Below are 19410 nucleotides of genomic sequence, written 5' to 3'. Positions count from 1 at the left end.
AGAGGCGGCGGGCGCAAGACGAGAGGCGTTGCGCCGGATCAGGAAGCCTGCTGCTGGGCTGCCATGTCCATCCACATGAATTCCCAGACGTGGCCGTCGGGATCCTGGAAGCTGATGCCGTACATGAAGCCGTAGTCGATGGCCGGCTTCCAGGGCTTGCCGCCGGCGGCGAGCGCCTTGGCGAGCATATCGTCACATTCGGCGCGGCTCGAGGCCGAAAGGGCGGTGATGACTTCGACGCCCTTGGACGTGTCGGCGATACCGCCGTTGATGAAGCCCTGGAACTTCGGCTCGGTCAGAAGCATGACGAAGATGTTTTCGGAAATCACCGTGCAGGCGGCCGTGTCGTCGGAGAACTGCTCGTTGAAAGTGAAGCCGAGCGCGGCAAAGAATGCCCGCGAAGCCTTCAGGTCCTTGACGGGCAGGTTTACAAAAATCATGCGCATGGAATGCTCCTCATGGGGATTTTCTTCATTGGACAAAACAAGGACGTTCGGCGCGGCACGCTGCCGACAACCACACAGACATTTTTTTCAAGAAATGCGATCTGTCCCCGACGATGTGGTGTGCAATCAGCGGTTTTCAAGAATTCTTGGGTTCACCCAGGGCTGCCGGCAAAGGGCTCGGCGAGGCGGTGGCGCTTGGAATGCCCGGTGGCGAGCGCGCGGCGCCTCGACGGGGCGGAACGCGCGTCGCCTGTGCAGGTATCGGTTATTGACCGAGGCCGATGTCCTTCGGCGGGTATTTCTTGAAGGTTGCCGCATGCCCCTTCATCTCGGCGACCATGGAGGCGAGGAAGGCATTCATGCGGTGGCCGACCGGATACTGCTCCTTCGGGTCGATATAGAGATTGAACAGCCAGGGCGCGAGGCCGACATCGCTGATGGTCGTCATGTCGATGCCCAGCCATTGCGCATGTTCTTCCACGATCTTCAGGTGCATCTTGTATTCATACATGCGCATCGCCATCAGATCGCTTTCGGCCCAGATGAAGACCTTCTCGCGGTTGGAGCTGCCGTCGTCCGCAAGCAGAAACGAGGTCTGGTCTATGCCGTCGATGTAGCGGTCGGTCGGGATCTTCTGGGCGGCGCCCGCCAGATGCAGCGAGGTGTTGAAGAGGTCCATGAGATCGAAGAGTTCATCGCTTTGGCGGCCGGGTTTGATCATGCCTTTCCAGTAGGCGATGCCGGGAACGCGCACGCCGCCTTCCCAGGCCGACGCCTTGGCGCCGCGGAAGGGCGTGTAGCCGGCGTCCGGCCAGCTATCCATTTGCGGGCCGTTGTCTGATGTCACGAAGACGAAGGTGTTTTCGAGCACGCCGGCTGCGTCCAGCGCCGCAACGATTTCGCCGATATAGGCATCAACCTCGACGACATCGTCCTTGTATGGATATTTGCTGGCGCTCTTGCCCTCGAAGGCCTTCGACGCGAAGTTGTCGGCATGCACTTTCATGAAGGCATGCTCGAGAAAGAACGGGGCGGAACCGGCGGCGAGTTCCTTGATCTTCTTGATGCTGAACTCCTTCGTCATGCGGTCGCCTTCCGCCATCGTCTCGATGCTGTCGATCTTGACGACATCAGACGTCTTGCCGCCCTTCAGGCCGTGGACAAGGCTGTCACTGGAGCCCGTGCGGCGCAGCATTTCCAGCCGCTCCGGATTGAGGACGAGATCCGGGTAGCGGCGCTTGTCGACACTCTGGCTGATTTCTTTCTCGGCCTCGTAGAAGCCGTAGAACTCGTCGAAGCCGACATCGTGCGGCCGCATGCCCTCGGCAGACCCCACATGCCATTTTCCCGAAAGCACGGTGCTGTAGCCGGCCTCGCCCAGCAGTTTCGGCAGCGAAATCTCGTCCGCCCAGGGGTTCTTGGTGATCTTGTCGCCGGCCAGGATCGGGCGCGTCAGGCCGGTGCGCACAGGCAACCGCCCTGTCAGGATCGCCGAGCGCGTGGGCGTGCAGGTCGGCTGGGAATAGGTCGCGGTGAGTTTTAGGCCTTCGGCTGCCAGCCGGTCCATGTTCGGCGTTGCCGCACCGATCGCCGCACCGCCGCCAAAGGCCCCGGGGTCGCCATAGCCCATGTCGTCCACAACCAGCCAGACGATGTTCGGCCGCTTGCCCATCCTGTTGAGAAGGGCGTCGAGCTTCTTTTGCGCGGCGTCGCTCTGCTGGCTGTGCCGCAGGGCCGGTTCCATGCTCTCGCTGGTCCGTTCCGCCTTGCTCAGCACCGAATGGGCGAGCGTGAAGCCGGGGATCGCCGCAAGCACTGCGGTCTGCAACACCAGGGCGCGGAGTGTCTTCAGGTTCATGCCACATTCTCCCGTTTGCCGTTTTCGGGTTCACTGGACTGCCGGATGCGGGCGCGACGTCCGCCGGACCTATCGCGTCAATTCCACATGCACCCCGTCGATCCGGCCGTTGAATTCGAAGGGGCGCCTGTCGAAATAGGCCGATGAGACGGGCGACCCGAGGTCGACGCCGACATCGAAGGATTCGGTCGCGGTGAAGGCCGTCGGCACCGTGCGCTCGACCTTGGTGCGGGCCGCCTCGGCGCCATCGACCGAAATCACCACGTCGGCGGGGCCGCCGGGCTTGGCAATGGCGGTCGAAATCTCGATCCGATGCTTGCCAGCGGGGATTTTGCCGGTCCGTGCCTGATAGTTCTCGACGATCATCATGTTGTATTCGTAGACGAGCGAACCCGCATCCATGTACACGCTGAGGCCGCCGCCGGCGCCGCCGACCGCATAGAGGACGCCATCGGCATTTTCAGTAAGGTCCACGTCGATCGTCACGGTGTTGCTCTGCCGTCCGACGCCGGGAGCTGCAAATTCCGGCATGCGACGCGTTCCCTGGCTGAAGGTCCAGCTATTGTAGGATGACTTGATCCGATCTTCCGGATGCATGCGCAGCCAGTTGCCGGCGCCGATCGGGAAATCACTGTTTTCCTCGGCGAGCTCCAGGAAGCGTTCCTTCATCCTTTGCAGTCGTTCGGGGTTGTCGCGCGCGAGATCGGTTGCCTGCGAGAAGTCGTTCTTCAGGTCGTAGAGTTCCCACTCGTCCTTGGCGGAATCCCACGCATCCAGGCGCTTGGCGGAGCCGGGCGTATCCCAGGGGATGAATGGCCCGGGCACGCCGGCAAACCAGCCATCGAGATAGATGCCCCGGCTGCCGTTGTTGTCGAAGAACTGTTCCTTGTGGCGCGGCTCTGCATCCGCATTGTCGAAGGTGGAGGCCAGGCTCAGGCCGTCGATCGGCAACTGTTCGTAGCCGTTGACGACCTTCGGGGCGGGTATCTTCAGGATATCGTACAAGGTCGGCGCGATATCGACGACGTGCTGGAACTGCTGGCGGACCTTGCCGTCATGCTTGATGTGCGCTGGCCACGACACGACCATCGGATTGCGGGTTCCGCCGAAATAGGCGCCCATCAGCTTCGTGCCCTTGAAGGGCGTGCCTCCGGCCCAGGCCCAGCCGGCGTGGTACATGTTGTCGGTGCGGCCGGTGCCGAGCGCCGCCAGCCCGCCGACCTTCTCCAGCGCCTGGATCTGCTGTGCGACGGTGCTGGCGATGTTGTTCTGGGCCAGAAGCTCGCTGATCGAGCCCTGCTGTCCCTCCGCGCTCGAGCCGTTGTCGCCGAAAATGTAGAAGATCAGCGTGTTGTCGCGCAGGCCGCGGGCATCCATGCCATCGATCAGGCGGCCGACCTGGGCGTCGGTATGCTCGACGAACCCGGCAAACACCTCCATCAACCGCTCCTGGAACGGGCGCTGATCCGCAGGGATGCTGTCCCAGGACGCCATGGTCTTGTCGCGCTCGGTCAGCTTGGTGCCGGGCGGGATGATGCCCATGTCCAGCTGGCGCTTATAGGTACGCTCGCGATAGGCATCCCAGCCGCTATCGAACTTGCCCTTGTACTTGTCCGCCCATTGCGGAAAGACATGATGCGGACCGTGCACGCCGCCCGGCGCCCAATACATCAGGAAGGGTTTTTGCGGGTCGAAGGCGCGGTAGTCGTCGAGCCATTTCAGGGCCTTGTCGACCAGATCTTCGGTCAGGTGGTATTTCGGGTCGTCATGCGGCGGCTCGACGGCGTCGAAATTCTCGGTTAGCCGGGGTTCCCATTGCGACGTCTCGCCACCGAGGAACCCGTAGAAGTGCTCGAAGCCGTAGGCGTTCGGCCAATGATCCTTCGGGCCGATGGCCGTCGTTTCGATGGCCGGCGTGTTGTGCCATTTGCCGAAAGCAGAGGTGTGGTAGCCGTAGTTCTTCAGAACCTCGGCAAACGTCGCTGCGGTCTTGGGGATGACGCCGGTATAGCCGTCGAAGGCCACCGCGCGCTCCGCGATGGTGCCGGAACCGACACGCGTATGGTTACGGCCGGTCAACAGGGCTGCACGCGTCGGCGAGCAGATCGACGTGGTGTTGAAACCGGTGAAGGTAATGCCCTCGCTTGCCAGTCGCGACAGGGTCGGGGTGTGGACTTCGCCGCCGAAGGTTTCAGACACGCCGAAGCCAACATCGTCGAGCATCACGATCAGGATATTCGGCGCGTCCTTCGGCAGCCGTTCAGGCGCGGCTGGCCATTGCATGGTCGAGTCCTGCAGGCGCGGCTTGGCAACGCCCTTCATCGGCTCGGAGGGAAATGGCAGGACCGATCCATCGGAGGGAACGCTTTGGCTGTGGGCGGGGAGCGGCACGGCCGAGAACATGAGCGTGAGGGACAAGGTCATCGGCAGAAGCGGACGGACTGCAACATGGCGCAAACGACTGATCTTTGGCGGTGACATTGCGTTCCTCCGGCTTGCACAGGGGCGAAAGCATTTTCAATCGGGCGATCGACCATGATCCCTGGCGACCAGCACGCTCGATGTGCGACGGCGTCGGCTTAATCCCGTCGCCTCGCCCGGAGTGCCCCCCACGCTTTTTCGGCGAGCCGAGCCGGCATCCGCCAGCGCCCTGATCCTTGATCGCGATGTTGTGCCCGAATGTTGCAGCCATCGCCAAAGGGTGCCAGTACGTTACGGTAACGATCGACGTTACGGCGCATCTGCGCGGAGCTCTCTGATGGCTGATTGGGTGACGATGTCCTTTGAACCAGCGCAGGCCGCCTTGGCGCGGTCAGTCGAACGGTGCATGCCATGCGCCTGAACCAGGTGACGGTGACGATGCCCGACCTCGATGCGGGCTGGGATTTCTATCGGCGGTTAGGGCTTGCTCCCATCGTCGATGCACGGCCGCATTACGTGCGCTTCGTCTGTCCTGATGGCGGCAGTACGTTTTCGCTGCACCAGGGCGAGGTTTCGGGTGGCGGCACGACTGTCTATTTCGAGTGCGACGACCTGGATGTGACCGTCAGCCGGCTGATCGAGGCCGGCATCCTGTTTGCGAGCGGCCCCACGGACAAGCGCTGGCTCTGGCGCGAGGCCGAGGTCTTCGATCCCGGCGGCAACCGCGTCGTGCTCTATTTCGCCGGCGCCAACAGGCTCGATCCGCCCTGGCGCGTGCCGGAAGCCGCCGAACCATGACCTCGCCTACGCCGGGTGGACCGGCAGGCGCGGATGCACGGCCGACGTGCGGGCGGACGCGCAATGGCGTCGCCGCAAGCATGGCCGCCTTCGCACCGGCACCAAATCCGTTTGTCTTTTTGCGCTGCACAAGATAGAGCATTTCAGCCAAATTTTGTGCAATTGCTTTTTCGCGGAGCGGGCCGAAAGCCATGGGCCGCGGGGCAGGGCGCTTACGGCGCCTTCGCGGATTGGAGGGTCCGGATTTGAAGACGATCACCACCATTGCCGAGCTGCGTGCAGCGCTTTCCGAACATCGGCGGGCGGGCAAGACGGTCGGGCTCGTGCCGACCATGGGCTATCTGCATGTCGGGCACATGGAGCTGGTGCGGCGCGCGCGCGAGAAAAACGACGTGGTCGTCGCCAGCATCTTCGTCAATCCGCTGCAGTTTGGCCCGGGCGAGGACTTGAGCAAATATCCGCGCGATCTCGCCCGCGACCAGGCCATGCTGGAAGAGGGCGGCGTCGACTTCCTGTTTTCGCCGGGTGTCGCCGACATGTATCCGCGCCCGATGGAGACGGTGGTCGACGTGCCGAAGCTCGGCTCGGAGCTGGAAGGCTCTGTGCGCCCCGGTCACTTTGCCGGCGTTGCCACCGTCGTCACCAAGCTGTTCAACATCGTCCAGCCGGACCGGGCCTATTTCGGCGAGAAGGATTTCCAGCAGCTTCAGATCATTCGCCGCATGGTCGAAGACCTCGCCCAGCCGGTGGAGATCATCGGCGTGCCGACGGTGCGCGAGGCCGACGGGCTCGCCTGTTCGTCGCGCAATGTCTATCTGACGGCCGACGAGCGCAAGGCCGCCGCAATTGTGCCGAGGGCGCTCGCCGAGGCCGAGCGACTGGTCGCATCCGGCGTGACCGATGTCGGTGACGTGGAAAAGGCCGTGACGGCGTTCCTTTCAGCCGAGCCGCTGGCGCGGCCGGAAGTGGTGGCGCTGCGCGACCCCGATACGCTCGAAACCCTTCAGTCGATCGGCGACAAGCCGGTTCTTCTGTTGCTCTTCGTGCGCTTCGGCTCGACGAAGCTGCTCGACAACCGCGTGATCACCGTCAAATCCGCCCGTTTTGCAAAGGTTGCCTGAGAATGAGCGTACAGTCCGCCAGACGCCGCCTGAGCCCCGCCAACATTCAAGCACTGAAGGGCGAGCGCCCGATCGTCAGCCTGACGGCCTATACGACGCCGATCGCCCGGCTGCTCGATCCGCACGTGGATTTCCTGCTGGTCGGCGATTCGCTGGGCATGGTGCTCTACGGCCTCGACACCACCGTCGGCGTCACGCTCGAGATGATGATCGCCCATGGCCAGGCGGTCATGCGCGGCTCTGAGCGCTCCTGCATCGTCATCGACCTGCCGTTCGGCTCCTACCAGGAATCGAAGGAACAGGCGTTTCGCAGTGCTGCCCGGGTGCTGAAGGAAACTGGTTGCAGCGCGGTCAAGCTCGAGGGCGGCGCCGAGATGGCCGAAACGGTCGAATTCCTCGTCAGCCGCGGCATTCCGGTTCTCGGCCATGTCGGGCTGATGCCGCAGCTCGTCAACACCACAGGCGGCTACCGCTCGGTCGGCCGCAACGAGAAGGAAGTGGCGAAAATCCGCCGCGACGCCAAGGCGATCGACGATGCCGGCGCTTTCGCGATCGTCGTCGAAGGCACGGTCGAGCCGGTGGCGCGCGAGATCACCGCCGAGCTGCGCGCGCCGACCATCGGCATCGGCGCGTCGCCGGCCTGCGACGGCCAGATCCTCGTTTCCGACGACATGCTCGGCCTCTTCAACGATTTCAAGCCGCGCTTCGTCAAGCATTTCGCCGAACTGGCGCCGGCGATTTCCAAGGCGGCCGAGGACTATGCCAACGAGGTCAAGGCGCGCACCTTCCCGGGCGTCGAGCATACGTTCCAGGTCAAGCGCTGATCGAGCCTCGCCGTCAGGCGATGTCGCCGCGCCGAAGGGTGGCGCGGCGGGGAGAATGAAAACCGCTGTGGTTCTTCGCGCCCATGCGCCTTTCGTTCAAGCCTGCCGCCTCCAGGCATCATAAAATTCAATCATTGTATAAGCGCAATTGAATTGTTGGCGGGGGGCGAAGAGCCTATCTGTCCGGCAAAGGACGACAGCCGTGCGCGCCGAAGCGCTGCGGCCGTTACATCAGGTTTGAAACACTGCATGTGGCTTTGATCGACGGGATCGAAGCCACCATGCCGCGGGCGCCCATTCGGTGCCGCGGGAGGAACCCATGAGAAAAGACGAATTCTGGGAGGGCGTGCGCGGCGGCTTCCCGATCATGCTGGCGGCATCGCCGTTCGGCGCGCTGTTCGGCGCACTTGCGGTCGACAACGGCTTTACCATCGCCGACACCGTGTTCATGAGCGCGACCGTCTATGCCGGCGCCAGCCAGATGGTCGGCATCGAGCTGTTCGGCAACCACGTCCAGCCCTGGCTGGTGGTGCTTTCGGTGTTTGCGGTCAACTTCCGCCACGTGCTCTATTCCGCTTCGATCGCCAAATACATCCGGCATTTCACGCCCATTCAGAAGTTCTTCGCCTTCTTCCTGCTGGTCGATCCGCAATATGCCGAGACCGAGAAACGCGGCGAGCGCGGCCTGCCGGTGACCTTCCCCTGGTATCTCGGCTTCGGGCTGGTGATCTATTTCCCCTGGATCTTCAACACGCTGCTCGGCGCCATCTTCGGCCAGATGATCGGCGATCCCAAGGCGATCGGCCTCGACGTGCTGTTGCCGATCTACTTCCTCGGCCTGGTGATGGGCTTTCGCAAGCGCGACCGCTTCCTGCCGATCGTTGCCGTTTCGGCCGTAGCCTCGGTTGCCGGCATGCATTTCGTCGGCTCGCCCTGGCATGTCAGCATCGGGGCACTGGCAGGCGTCCTGCTCGCCGCCTGCCTGCCGCCCACCGAGACCGCAGCGGTGCCGCCGGTCGCCATCGAGAAGGAGGCCTGAGTCATGGATCCGCAACACCTCAATCTCATCTACCTGATCATCGCGGCGGCGGTTGCCACCTTTATCACCCGTATCGGCGGCTATGTGCTCATCACCCAGATGAAGCAGATCCCGCCGCGGCTGGAAGCGGCGCTGAATGCGGTTCCGGCCGCCGTGTTGACGACACTGGTTGCGCCCGCCTTCGTCTATGGCGGCTTCGACGTCGCGGTCTCGATGTTCGTCGCCTTCGCCATCGCCCTCGGGCTCAACCTGTCCACTCTGCGCATGCTGGTCATCGGCTGGGTGGTGGTGATGCTGATCCGGCACGTGGTGCTGTGAGCGGGTCAACCGTCACGCGTGCTGGCCGCGTACCAGACGGCAGCCGAGGGGTCCCTCATGTCCGTGTCTGGCGCAGGAATCCCGTCACGAAGCGCTGGGGTTGAACGGTCTTTCGGCCCGACCGGCGCCAGGGCGCTGGATCCCCGCCACAAGGGCTAGGTTGAGGAGAATGGGGTGACCGGTGTGCGCCGAACAAGCGCTTCGAGCTTTGCCCATATGCAAACGCCGCGGTTCAGGTGAACCGCGGCGTTCTTCGTTTTATCGCTTGTCGTGTTCCGGTCTAGCGCGTCAGCGCCTCGGTCGCCGCCTTCAGCCAGGTGCGTGTCTCGTCGCTGACCAACAGCGGCATCAGCTTTTCGCGGGTCTCGGCGTGGTAGGCGTTGAACCAGGACAGTTCCTCGTCGGTCAGGAGCGCCGGCAGCACCAGGCGGCGGTCGATCGGGCAATAGGTGATCGTGTCGAAGCCGAGCATGGCGAGGTCGCCGCCGGCGACATCCGTGGCAGGCTGGACGACGATGAGGTTTTCGATGCGGATGCCGAAGGCGCCCGGGCGGTAGTAGCCGGGCTCGTTCGACAGGATCATGCCGGGAAGCAGCTCCTGGGTGGAAAGCCGGGCGATGCGCTGCGGGCCCTCATGCACCGAAAGATAGGAGCCGACGCCGTGGCCAGTGCCGTGGGCGTAGTCGGCGCCCGCCTTCCAGAGCGCGATACGGGCCAAGGGGTCGAGATCGACGCCGCGCGAACCCTTGGGGAAACGCGCGGTGCTGATGGCGATCATGCCCTTCAGCACCAATGTGAAGAAGCGCTTCTGCTCTTCCGGCACGGCGCCGATCGCCACCGTGCGGGTGATGTCGGTGGTGCCGTTGATGTACTGCGCGCCGGAATCGATCAGGAACATGGTGCCCGCGTCGATCGATTGGTCGGTGTCGGTGGTCACGCGGTAGTGCATGATCGCCGCGTGGGCGCCGGCGCCGGAGATGGTGTCGAAGGAGATGTCCTTCAGCGGGTTCTGCATCCGCTCGCCGACGGCGGCGCGGGCTGCCTCCAGCTGGTTGGCGGCACCGATTTCGGTGACGGTGCCCGGTTCGGCCTTGTCGAACCACGCAAGGAACTCCACCATGGCGGCGCCGTCCTGCAGATGCGCGCGCGTCGAGCCCTCGATCTCAGCCTTGTTCTTCTGGGCGCGGGGTAGGCGGGCGGGGTCAAGCGCCTCGACCACCTTGCCGCCATTGGCGCGGATCAGCTCGGAAATGGCAAACGAAGCGAGATCAGGATCGAGCATGACAGCGGCGCCGGCAGCACCGAGGGCTTTCAGGCGGTCGTCGAAGGTCGAGGGTGCCGCGATCTCGGCGATCTGGGTCAGGTAGGCTTCCTGCTCGATCCCGGTCTTGCGCTTGTCGAGGAAGATCTCGGCGCGGCCATCGGCATGGATGATGGCGCGGGCGAGCGGATGGGGCGTGTGCGGCACGTCGGTGCCGCGGATGTTGAAGGTCCAGGCGACCGAAGAAGGGTCGGTCAGGACGACGGCGCTGGCGCCGGCCTTGCCGAGACCGGCCGCGATCGTCGCGATCTTGTCCTTGGCCAGTTCACCGGCCTGCTCGATCGGCTGGATGGAGACGCGGCCGAGTGGGGCTGCAGGGCGGCCGGTCCAGATGCGGTCGAGCGGGTTGTGGTCGAGGAAGACGAGCGTGCCGCCGAGCGTTGCCAGCGCCTTTTCCAGCCGGCGCACTTCCGCGCCGGTGTGCAGCCACGGGTCGATGCCGAGCCTGAAGCCCTTGGTGCCCTTGTTTTCCAGCCAGAGATGCGGCGGTTCGCCGACGAGATCGCCGCCGGTAAAGACCTGGCCGTCGACCTGCTCCTTCAGCTGGGTGACGTAGCGTCCATCGACGAATACGACGGCCTGGTTCTGCATGATGAGCGCGACGCCGGCCGAACCGGTAAAGCCGGTCAGCCAGGAGAGCCGTTCCGACGATGCCGGCACATACTCGCCCTGGAACTCGTCGGCGCGCGGCACGAGAAAGCCGTCGATGCCGAGGCTGGCGAAGGACGCGCGCAGGGCCTCGGTGCGCTCCTTGCCGAACTGGGGCGTGGAGGTGACTTCAAAGGACTGAAACATGAGGAATTTCCGGTAGATTGGGCGGAGAACCGCGGGAAAGATGGGCGATCTTAGCGGAAAGCCCCCTTGCGAGGAAAGAGGCGAGATCATGCCCACCCATTTCCGTGAGCGCGGCGTGCACAGGATTGGAGGGCAATTGCTCATTTACCATACATATGCGCTTTGTGCATGGCTCCTATGCCAAGAAGCCGCTTTCTCTATCGGAATAATAGTTTATAAGCCGCCTCAACGAACACGGACGAACATCCGGTGGTTCAAAAGCCTGCAGTTCCGAGAATAGTTGGTCACTCTGTTCTCCTCCTCCCTCAAGGGTGGTCAATTTCGGAACGGTAGACGCCCGCTCGAGCGCTCCTCCTCCTCAGGCTCGCGGGCATGGTCGGTCTCAAGCCGGCCAGCAGGCGATGCCCCTGGCATCGCCTTTGTTTCGAAGGGCCGCCCGTCATGATGGACGTGGCGGCCTTTTCGTTTTTTCCCGGGGTTCTGAAAACGTGGCGGGACGCTAATCAGACGCGAAGACCGCTGGGCTTTGTCGTTCGAATGTCCGTGCGGCGACGGCTCTCATTCTTGTCCACGGCTGCCCCTCACCCTAACCCTCTCCCCGCAGGCGGGGCGAGGGGACGTGCGCGTTGGTTGGCTCACCGGGAGGCGGTGACCTCAGATGTCATTTATCGGACAGCGGGACATTTCTGCGGGGGTGTTCTTGGCTCTCGGGCCGCGAGCGGTGGTGGGTGGTTCGGTGCCACAATTGCCTTCTCCCCGCTGGCGGGGAGAAGGTGCCGGCAGGCGGATGAGGGGCAGACTCAACGTCCCCTTCAGAGCTGAAATTACTTCTCCAGGTGGATCGTCACCCAGCCGTTGCGCCAGATGGTGCGCACGTGGCGCAGATGCTGGCCGTTATAGTGGGCAAGCACCTTCCAGCGCTGTTCGGCAAGAATGCCCGACAGGATCACCGAGCCGCCGGGGGCGAGATTGGCCGTCAGTTGCGGCGCCATCTTCATCAAGGGCCGTGCGAGGATGTTGGCGATGATGAGGTCGAACGGGCCGTTGCCGCTGAAGGCCGTGGAATGAAAGCCGGGCGCGGTCGCGAAGGTCATGCCGGTGACGACGCCGTTGCGGCGGGCGTTTTCCTCGGCGACGCGGGTGGCGATCGGGTCGATGTCGGTGGCGAGCACCGGCACGTGCAGGAGCTTCCAGGCCGCGATCGCGAGCACGCCGCTGCCGGTGCCGAGATCGAGCACGTTGCGCACGAGGCGGGTGCGCGCCACGGTCGCCAGCACTTCGAGGCAGCCGGCGGTGGTGCCGTGATGGCCGGTGCCGAAGGCCTGGCCCGCCTCGATCTCGATGGCGATTTCGCCGGTGCGGACCTTGTCGCGGTCATGGGAGCCGTGCACGACGAAGCGGCCGGCGCGCACCGGCGCCAGGCCTTCGAGCGACTTGGCGATCCAGTCGATGTCGGGCAGCACTTCGCGCTCGATGGCAAGATCGGCAAAGCCTTCGGCGAGTGCTTGCACCAGCCGCTCTTTCACGTCGTCCTCGTCGGCCATCATCATGTAGATCGAGGCTTCCCAGACGTCGCGCTTTTCGTCGACTTCCGTCGTGCCGATGGCAAAATCCTCTTCGCCGAAGACCTCGCTCATGCGGTCGAGCACGGCTTCCGCACGCTTCTCGGTGGTGGTGACGAAAAGTCTGATCTCGCTCAAGGTCCTGTCCTTCGGCTGACGCTGCCTGCTTTTTCGCGCCCAATCCGGCGCATGGCCCGGCGCGCGGCGCTGCAGGCCCCGCCGCTACCATGAATGCGGCGCAAACGCAAAGCGCCGGACGATGCCGGCGCTTGCAAATGTGTTCGCTCGATGCTCGGGCCGTCCTTAGCCCTTGGTGAGGTTCTCGAGCTTCTTGACCGCCGTCTCGGGATTTTCCTCGTAGGCGATCGTGCCGGAGAACTTGCCGTCGGCGTCGAGCAGGAACACCGAAGCCGTATGGTCCATGGTGTAGTCGCCATCCGGCTGCTTTTCGTCGAGCGGCACCTTCTTGGCATAGACGCGGTAGCCCTTGACCATCTCCAGCACCTTGTCGGCCGGGCCGGAAATGCCGGTGATGCGCTTGGAGACGTTGGAGACGTACTGGCCGAGAATTTCCGGCGTGTCGCGCTCGGGGTCGACGGTGATGAAGTAGGCCTGCAGCTTGTTGCCCTCGGGGTCGACCTTTTCCAGCCAGCCGTTCAGCTCGAACAGGGTGGTCGGGCAGACTTCGGGGCAATGGGTGAAGCCGAAGAACAGCGCGGTCGGCTTGCCCGTGAAGGCCTTTTCGGTGATCGCCTTGCCATCCTGAGCCACCAGCGTGAAGGGCACGCCGAAGGGGCCGGATGCCACCTGCTGCTTGGACTGGGTCATTTCATAGGTCAGCCAGCCGAGAACGCCGGCCATGACGACGACGGCGGCCCAAAGGGCTATGCGAATGGTTTTCATGGGTGCTACCGATTGTGTTGGGGCCTTGGCCGGCCATATCAGGTTGATCGGCTGTTGATACCGTCTCCCTTGCAGCCGCGCAAATGGGACAATTGCCGCAGGCGATCACTTCATGTTGAGGCGGATTTCGCTCGGCGGACAGCCCGGTTCACAGGCACCATGCAAGGCCCGACTGGGCGAGCGCCAGGAACATCTCGGCGCCGTTTGCCATCCAGCCGCGGAACGCAAGAACCGCCACCAGCGCCAACGCCAGGGCGAGACCCGCAAGAAGCGGAAGCCGGAGGGATTTCTCAAGTCTGGTGTTCATGCCGGCATCATAGCATCCATCGCGCCAAGGGGAAGGCTCCGATGGCGCGCGGGCAGTGATTGCGCTTCGGCCGGGCACTCTTCAAGGAATTGGCTTCAAGGGGCTGGTCCGCATCAGCCAGAGCATCGCGTGACTCAGGGGTTTCTCCCCAGGTTTCGAGGGCCGGCTTAGCGAATGCTTAAGGTCTCTTTGCCAGTGTTTTGCCAACGCGGGTGAAGTGCTTCACCTCTACATGACATGACGTCATCCGGTTTGATCGAGCCCGGCTTTCCGCATCGATTTTAACGGAGGACTTCGCTCAGGTGGGCAGGTCCGTGACCATGGACTGCTCAATGACCGCAACGTCTGCGCCCTTCAAGAAGAATCTCTCCGTCAGCCAGCGGCTTGCCACGCTTGCCGGTGCCGCTTTCCTCGGTTTCGGCACCGTGTTCGGTGTCGGCTGGTACGAGGACATCAGCTCGAACGAGGCGCTGAACGGCGCCATCACCGCGCAGCGCGGCCTGACCACCGTCGACGAGATGCGGCTTGCCACCTCCAATCTGGTGCTCAACGCGATGGATACGATCGTCGACCGCGACGAAGGTGTCATCCATCCCGAGCGCGCCGCCGGTATTTCAGCCACGCTCGCACGGCTCGAGGCCAGCACTGCTGATATCAACGCACTTGCAGGGCTGCTCGGGCGCACGGATGCCCTTTCCACCTTCGAGGCGGATCTCGCCGAACTGCGCCAGGCGATCGGCGTCGATTTGAAGGCACTGGTCGAAGGCAAGGCTTCGACCGACGAATTCGGCAAGATCGACGACGCGATCGACGGTGCCGGCGAACGGGTCGGCCTGGCACTGTCGCAGCTTTCGGAGGCTGCGACCGAGCTGGTGAAGACACGGGTCGACGAGGCGCGAGCCGTGTCGGCCAACGCGCTCTGGATGCAGAGTGCCGTCGGCCTCGTGGCGATGGCGACCCTGCTTGGCCTCCTCTGGTTTCATGGCGCAACGTTGCGCCGCGGCATCCTGGGGCTGCGCGACAGCATGCAGCGCATCCAGAAGGGTGAGCTCGGCGCCAAGGTCGACGCACTCGATCGGGGCGACGAGATCGGCGCCATGGCCCGCTCGGTCGATCTCTTCCGCGCAACGGCGATCGAAAAGCAGTCGCTCGAACAGAATGCGGCGGCCAGCCGCCGGGAGATCGAGAAGGAACGCGAGCAGCAGCAGGGCGAGCGCGACGAAGCGGTGCGCCGCATTCAGGCGGCGGTCGACAGCCTCGGCCACGCGCTGACTCAGCTTGCCGAAGGCGATCTCGCCGTCACCATCGACCGGCCCTTCGACGGCAACCTCGATACGCTGCGCCGCAACTTCAACCAGACGGTCGAGCGCCTGCGCGACGTGCTCTTCAACGTCAAGGAAAACGCGCTCTCGATCGAGACGAACGGCCGCCAGATGCGCAGCGCCGCCGACGACCTGGCGCGGCGCACCGAAAAGCAGGCAGCCTCGCTTGAGCAGACGTCCGCGGCGCTCGACGAGATTACCGTGACGGTCCGCACCGCCACCCAGCGCGCCGAAGAGGCGAGCCGCATGGTCGACTACACGCGCACCAACGCGCAGGAATCCGGCCGCATCGTCGGCGAGGCGATCGATGCGATGGCCCGCATCGAGGATGCGTCGCGCGAAATCGGCAAGATCATCAACGTCATCGACGAGATCGCCTTCCAGACCAACCTCCTGGCGCTGAATGCCGGCGTCGAGGCGGCGCGGGCAGGGGAAGCCGGCAAGGGCTTTGCTGTGGTCGCGCAGGAAGTGCGCGAACTGGCACAGCGCGCCGCAGGTGCCGCCAAGGATATCAAGACGCTCGTCAGCCGCTCGGGCAACGAGGTCGGCACCGGCGTGCGGCTGGTGCAGGCGACGGGCGAAGCGCTCGGCCGCATCGGCGCCGACGTCGCCCGCATCAATGAGCACATGAGCTCCATCGTCATGGCGGCGCGCGAGCAGTCGACCGGGCTCAACGAGATCAGCACGGCTGTCGGTCAGCTCGACCAGATGACCCAGCAGAACGCAGCGATGGTCGAGCAGACCAATGCCTCCAGCCACACGCTGGCGCAGGACGCGGAAAAACTGACGCAGCTCGTCGGCCAGTTCCACGAGGGGCGTGCCGTTCACGCATCCATGCGCTCGAACGCGCCCCCACAGGCAGCACCGAGCGTGAAGCCCGCAGCGCCGCCCGTCCAGACGAAAGCGACGGCCGCCCCGGCATCGATAACGTCGTCGTCGGCAAGGCTCGTGCCGCGGGGCACCGAAAGGGCTGTGCCGCTTCGCAACCTCGCTTCGGCAAAATCGACCTCGCGTCCAGCTCCATCTCCCGCCAAGGCCCTCATGGGCAAGCTTGCGGGCGCATTCGGCAACCAACCGGGCTCCGTGCCATCGACGTCGGCCTCCGGTGAGAATTGGGAAGAATTCTGATCATGTCCAACGCAATCAAGCAGTCCGGCGCCTATCTCGAAATCGTCTCGTTCCATCTGGGCGATCAGGAATTCTGCATCGACATCATGGCGATCCGCGAAATCCGCGGCTGGGCGCCGGTGACGCCGATGCCGCATACGCCACCTTACGTGCTCGGCCTCATCAACCTGCGCGGCGCGGTGATCCCGGTCATCGACATGGCCTGCCGCCTCGGCATGAAGATGACCGAGCCGTCGGAGCGCTCGGCGATCATCGTCACCGATATCGCCGGCAAGCTGGTCGGCCTGCTCGTCGAGCAGGTGTCCGACATGATGACGATCAAGAGCGAAGACCTGCAGCCTGCGCCGGAGATCATTCCGGAGGCGCAGCGCGCCTTCTGCCGTGGCATCGTGGCGCTTGAAAAGACCATGGTCTGCTTCCTCAACCTCGACACGGTGATTGCCGACGAGCTCGCCCAGGCGGCCTGATCGCGGCGCCAGCACAGAGATTTTTACTGCGGCTCGGGACCCTGTCCCGGGCCGTTTTGCTTTTCCGGCTCCTGGAACTTTTCGCGGGGTTGGCCGGTTTCATCCGGGAGGCTGCGAAAAAGCGGCAAGACTGGGGCCAACGCGACGTTGGCGCTCACCCTTTCGGTCGTGGAAAATCGAGTTCCCTCAATCACTTGTTGAATAAGCACGGCGGCAGACGCCTGCTTGATCCCCGACGGTCAAGTTACAGTTGGGTAATGTGCATCACGGTTGCACGAGATTATGTGAGCGAAACGTCATCAACAACCGAGGAACAAGTGGGTGTATGGTACGTTCTTGCCCTACCCGAACGGAGGCCGGGTGGTGCAAACAACGACATAGGAGTTTATGTCATGACAACGTCTCTGAGAAACTCACTTGCTGCATTGGTTCTGACAACCGCAATCACCGGTATCGCGGCTCCGGCATTCGCCGACAGCTACTATCCGGGCATCGACGTCAACAATCCTCCCGGAACACAGCATCGCGTCATGGCCGCCCCGATGGCGACCCATTCCACGTCGATCGATCGCATGTCGACCGGAAGCATCTATAGAACCACGCCGCCACGCGTTTACCAGCAGCCGGCGAACGACCGCTATCAGGGCGGCGACGGCGACTATTATCAAGGTATCGTGCCGCCCAGCTACTGATCATAGAACCTTCCAAGCATCGATCGACGCCGGTTGTGGGGACTGGCGAGTGACAAAACCCTCCCGGAACAGGACTTCGGGAGGGTTGGTGTTTCACCGATTACGTCTTGGCGATTTGGCCGAGGCTCGCGTCAGGGCTTGGGCTTGCCCTGCTGCCAGTTGACGGTCTGGCCATAGAGCGGGATCGTCGTGATCGACATCTTGGCCGAACCGTCGGTCAGTTCGCGCGAATGGGCGAGATAGATCAGCGTGTCGTTCTTGCGGTCGTAGATCCGGGTGACGAGCAGGTCCTTCCAGATCAGCGACAGGCCCGAACGGAAGACTTCCTCGCCTTCCTTTGAAAGCTCGATGTCGCCGATCTCGATCGGGCCGGTCTGGCGGCAGGCGATCGAGTTGTTGGAGGGGTCCTCGAACCAGTTGCCGTTTTTCAGCCGATCGATGACGCCGCGATCGAAATAGGTGACGTGGCAGGTGACGCCCTTGACCTTGGGATCGCTGACGGCATCGACGATGATGTCGTTGCCGAGCCAGTCGACCCCGACTTCGCCGACGGTTTCGGCACGCAGGGGCGTAACCGATGCGACAAGAACGGCAAGACCGGCCAGGATCGAGGCGCGGAACGAACGGGACATGAATTTCCTCCTGAAGGTGTCACCGTTCACATAGGTTCTGGCCAGATCAATGCAAGATCGCCATGGCAACATGGGGCGCAACCCGGGGCGCGGCATGGGGGCGTGCCTGAGGGCTCTTGCGGCTCTTCAGGATCAGCCGGTATCGCGAAGCAGTTGCGGCATGAGGGAGAAGTCGTCGGCCGCCCGCAACTGGGCGGCGGCGGCAGCAAGTGCGCGGGTGCTTGCATCCGGCAGCAGGCGTCCGGCGATCGTGCAGCGGTCGCGGCCGTCCGCCTTGGAGGCATAGAGCGCCATGTCGGCCCTGACCATCACGTCGGTCATGGTATCGCCGGCGCTGGCGCTGGCGACCCCGATACTGACGGTCAGCCGGATCGGCTGGCCAAGGCGCCCGACCGGTGTTTCGCGGACCGTGCGGCCGATTTCCTCGGCAAGCAGAAACGCTTCGCCTTCCGTGTGGTTCGACAGGACCACGCCGAATTCTTCGCCGCCGATACGGCCGAACGTGCCGCGTCCCGCAAGACAGGCGCTCACCGTACTGGCGAAATGGCCGAGTGCGGCATCGCCGGCGGCATGACCATAACGATCGTTGATCTGCTTGAAGTAGTCGAGGTCGAGCAGGAGGAAGGCGGCCGGCCGGTTGTGGGCGACGCAAGCGGCAAAGACGCGCTCGCCGAGATCGATGAAGGCGCGCCGCGACAAGGCACCCGTCAGCTCGTCGCGGGCAATGGTGGTCTTGAGTTCGGCGATGACACGGTCATGCGCCATCAGGATGACGCCCAGAAACAGGATCGGCATATAGAGCAGCCAGGTGGCGGCCTGGGCGAAATTCCAGGCAACATCGGCTGCGGGGCCGGCCTGGTTCACGGTGGCCGCCGGCGAATGCGCGGCGATATGCAGAAGCGTGACACCGGCAATGGCGGCGCCGACGACGATGGCGCGGCGCGCCATCGGATCGCTTACGGTGCGCAACCGGAGCGTGGATATGGAAAGGATGACGAAGGCGGCGGCGGCAATGCCGAGTGCGATCAGCGCGCGGGCGGCGGCACTGTCGGGACCGCCAGTGGAGAGAGCGAGGAGAGTGGCAAACAGAGTCGCGCCGAGCGCCAGGACCGCAGGCCACCATGTGGGCAGTTCGAAAAACGCCTTGAAGCCGGATAGGACGGACAGACAGGCGACGCCAAGCAAGGCATAGCCGACAAGCACCAGTGGGCGTAGTGACGGGATCTCGGACAGCATCACCAGGGTCATGGCGACGGCCGTCGCCGCGCAGCCGGAGGCGAACGCCTCGGCGCCCGGCGTCGCGGCCTTGCGCAACGACAGCAGCACCGGCAGCATGACCAGCAGGGATATGATCGATAAGGCAGGAAGAAAGCTCATTTCGAAACGGCCCGTCGTGCTAAAATCGAAGAAGGCGGCTTGCGTCAAAGCCAAATGCGCAAGGTCAATTGGTAGCTTT

General features: G+C 63.8%; 17 protein-coding genes. 8 read left to right on the top strand and 9 right to left on the bottom strand.

Annotation, left to right across the window (positions count from 1 at the left end; all coding sequences use genetic code 11):
- Positions 1-38 precede the first annotated feature (38 nt).
- From RTP54_RS12095 to RTP54_RS12085, 3 genes are all read right to left on the bottom strand, one after another.
- Positions 39-446, bottom strand: coding sequence for a VOC family protein (locus tag RTP54_RS12095; RefSeq protein WP_112810419.1), 408 nt, complete (start codon positions 444-446; stop codon positions 39-41).
- Between the two features lie 265 nt (positions 447-711).
- Positions 712-2304 (bottom strand): arylsulfatase, encoded by a 1593-nt coding sequence (locus tag RTP54_RS12090; RefSeq protein WP_312362864.1) that lies wholly within the window; start codon positions 2302-2304, stop codon positions 712-714.
- A 69-nt stretch (positions 2305-2373) separates the two neighbouring features.
- Positions 2374-4785: an arylsulfatase gene (locus tag RTP54_RS12085; RefSeq protein ID WP_312362862.1), complete on the bottom strand. Its 2412-nt coding sequence runs from the start codon at positions 4783-4785 to the stop codon at positions 2374-2376.
- A gap of 351 nt (positions 4786-5136) precedes the next feature.
- On the opposite strand from RTP54_RS12085, the gene RTP54_RS12080 reads away from it, so the two are divergent.
- From RTP54_RS12080 to RTP54_RS12060, 5 genes are all read left to right on the top strand, one after another.
- Positions 5137-5523 (top strand): VOC family protein, encoded by a 387-nt coding sequence (locus RTP54_RS12080; RefSeq protein ID WP_112810257.1) that lies wholly within the window; start codon positions 5137-5139, stop codon positions 5521-5523.
- Between the two features lie 245 nt (positions 5524-5768).
- Positions 5769-6644, top strand: coding sequence for a pantoate--beta-alanine ligase (gene panC, locus RTP54_RS12075; protein ID WP_312362860.1), 876 nt, complete (start codon positions 5769-5771; stop codon positions 6642-6644).
- Between the two features lie 2 nt (positions 6645-6646).
- Positions 6647-7468, top strand: coding sequence for a 3-methyl-2-oxobutanoate hydroxymethyltransferase (gene panB, locus RTP54_RS12070; RefSeq protein WP_112810255.1), 822 nt, complete (start codon positions 6647-6649; stop codon positions 7466-7468).
- Between the two features lie 319 nt (positions 7469-7787).
- Positions 7788-8507 carry an AzlC family ABC transporter permease gene (locus tag RTP54_RS12065; RefSeq protein ID WP_312362858.1) on the top strand — a complete coding sequence of 240 codons (720 nt, stop codon included), beginning with the start codon at positions 7788-7790 and terminating at the stop codon, positions 8505-8507.
- A 3-nt stretch (positions 8508-8510) separates the two neighbouring features.
- A complete protein-coding gene (locus tag RTP54_RS12060) occupies positions 8511-8825 on the top strand; it encodes an AzlD family protein (protein WP_112810253.1) in 315 nt (104 codons plus the stop codon).
- Between the two features lie 280 nt (positions 8826-9105).
- Here RTP54_RS12060 and RTP54_RS12055 read toward each other — a convergent pair whose 3' ends face one another.
- The 4 genes from RTP54_RS12055 to RTP54_RS12040 all read right to left on the bottom strand — a co-directional run bounded on the left by RTP54_RS12055 (position 9106) and on the right by RTP54_RS12040 (position 13713).
- Positions 9106-10941, bottom strand: a complete 1836-nt coding sequence (locus RTP54_RS12055; protein WP_312362856.1) for an aminopeptidase P family protein — start codon at positions 10939-10941, stop codon at positions 9106-9108.
- Positions 10942-11765: 824 nt separating this feature from the next.
- On the bottom strand, positions 11766-12641 hold the full coding sequence (locus tag RTP54_RS12050; RefSeq protein WP_312362854.1) for a 50S ribosomal protein L11 methyltransferase: 876 nt from the start codon (positions 12639-12641) through the stop codon (positions 11766-11768).
- Between the two features lie 165 nt (positions 12642-12806).
- Positions 12807-13406, bottom strand: a complete 600-nt coding sequence (locus RTP54_RS12045; RefSeq protein ID WP_112810249.1) for an SCO family protein — start codon at positions 13404-13406, stop codon at positions 12807-12809.
- Between the two features lie 148 nt (positions 13407-13554).
- Positions 13555-13713, bottom strand: a complete 159-nt coding sequence (locus tag RTP54_RS12040) for a hypothetical protein (RefSeq protein ID WP_312362852.1) — start codon at positions 13711-13713, stop codon at positions 13555-13557.
- Between the two features lie 332 nt (positions 13714-14045).
- Here RTP54_RS12040 and RTP54_RS12035 point away from each other — a divergent pair, with 332 nt between their 5' ends.
- The 3 genes from RTP54_RS12035 (at position 14046) to RTP54_RS12025 (ending at position 17322) form a co-directional block, all read left to right on the top strand.
- The gene (locus tag RTP54_RS12035) at positions 14046-16163 is read left to right on the top strand and encodes a methyl-accepting chemotaxis protein (RefSeq protein ID WP_312362850.1); all 2118 of its coding nucleotides are present in this window, start codon (positions 14046-14048) and stop codon (positions 16161-16163) included.
- A gap of 2 nt (positions 16164-16165) precedes the next feature.
- The gene (locus RTP54_RS12030; RefSeq protein ID WP_018326507.1) at positions 16166-16630 is read left to right on the top strand and encodes a chemotaxis protein CheW; all 465 of its coding nucleotides are present in this window, start codon (positions 16166-16168) and stop codon (positions 16628-16630) included.
- Between the two features lie 392 nt (positions 16631-17022).
- Complete coding sequence (locus tag RTP54_RS12025) at positions 17023-17322, top strand: hypothetical protein (protein ID WP_312362842.1); 300 nt, start codon at positions 17023-17025, stop codon at positions 17320-17322.
- 131 nt (positions 17323-17453) lie between these two features.
- Here the strand turns inward: RTP54_RS12025 and RTP54_RS12020 are convergent, their stop codons facing one another.
- Both RTP54_RS12020 and RTP54_RS12015 read right to left on the bottom strand, forming a co-directional pair.
- Positions 17454-17954, bottom strand: a complete 501-nt coding sequence (locus RTP54_RS12020; RefSeq protein WP_112810246.1) for a CreA family protein — start codon at positions 17952-17954, stop codon at positions 17454-17456.
- Between the two features lie 132 nt (positions 17955-18086).
- On the bottom strand, positions 18087-19331 hold the full coding sequence (locus tag RTP54_RS12015; RefSeq protein ID WP_312362841.1) for a GGDEF domain-containing protein: 1245 nt from the start codon (positions 19329-19331) through the stop codon (positions 18087-18089).
- Positions 19332-19410: the final 79 nt, after the last annotated feature.

This window comes from Ensifer sp., from assembly GCF_031989085.1.
Classification (GTDB): Bacteria; Pseudomonadota; Alphaproteobacteria; order Rhizobiales; family Rhizobiaceae; genus Ensifer.
This window is presented reverse-complemented; position numbering and strand designations above follow the sequence as displayed.

Coding starts and splice junctions, on each gene's coding strand:
- RTP54_RS12080 (WP_112810257.1), top strand. CDS start 5,137: ATGCGCCTGAACCAGGTGACGGTGACGATGCCCGACCTCGATGCGGGC.
- RTP54_RS12060 (WP_112810253.1), top strand. CDS start 8,511: ATGGATCCGCAACACCTCAATCTCATCTACCTGATCATCGCGGCGGCG.
- RTP54_RS12025 (WP_312362842.1), top strand. CDS start 17,023: ATGACAACGTCTCTGAGAAACTCACTTGCTGCATTGGTTCTGACAACC.
- RTP54_RS12045 (WP_112810249.1), bottom strand. CDS start 13,406: ATGAAAACCATTCGCATAGCCCTTTGGGCCGCCGTCGTCGTCATGGCC.
- RTP54_RS12040 (WP_312362852.1), bottom strand. CDS start 13,713: ATGAACACCAGACTTGAGAAATCCCTCCGGCTTCCGCTTCTTGCGGGT.
- RTP54_RS12065 (WP_312362858.1), top strand. CDS start 7,788: ATGAGAAAAGACGAATTCTGGGAGGGCGTGCGCGGCGGCTTCCCGATC.
- RTP54_RS12085 (WP_312362862.1), bottom strand. CDS start 4,785: ATGTCACCGCCAAAGATCAGTCGTTTGCGCCATGTTGCAGTCCGTCCG.
- RTP54_RS12020 (WP_112810246.1), bottom strand. CDS start 17,954: ATGTCCCGTTCGTTCCGCGCCTCGATCCTGGCCGGTCTTGCCGTTCTT.
- RTP54_RS12035 (WP_312362850.1), top strand. CDS start 14,046: ATGACCGCAACGTCTGCGCCCTTCAAGAAGAATCTCTCCGTCAGCCAG.
- RTP54_RS12090 (WP_312362864.1), bottom strand. CDS start 2,304: ATGAACCTGAAGACACTCCGCGCCCTGGTGTTGCAGACCGCAGTGCTT.
- RTP54_RS12015 (WP_312362841.1), bottom strand. CDS start 19,331: ATGAGCTTTCTTCCTGCCTTATCGATCATATCCCTGCTGGTCATGCTG.
- RTP54_RS12095 (WP_112810419.1), bottom strand. CDS start 446: ATGCGCATGATTTTTGTAAACCTGCCCGTCAAGGACCTGAAGGCTTCG.
- RTP54_RS12030 (WP_018326507.1), top strand. CDS start 16,166: ATGTCCAACGCAATCAAGCAGTCCGGCGCCTATCTCGAAATCGTCTCG.
- panB (WP_112810255.1), top strand. CDS start 6,647: ATGAGCGTACAGTCCGCCAGACGCCGCCTGAGCCCCGCCAACATTCAA.
- RTP54_RS12055 (WP_312362856.1), bottom strand. CDS start 10,941: ATGTTTCAGTCCTTTGAAGTCACCTCCACGCCCCAGTTCGGCAAGGAG.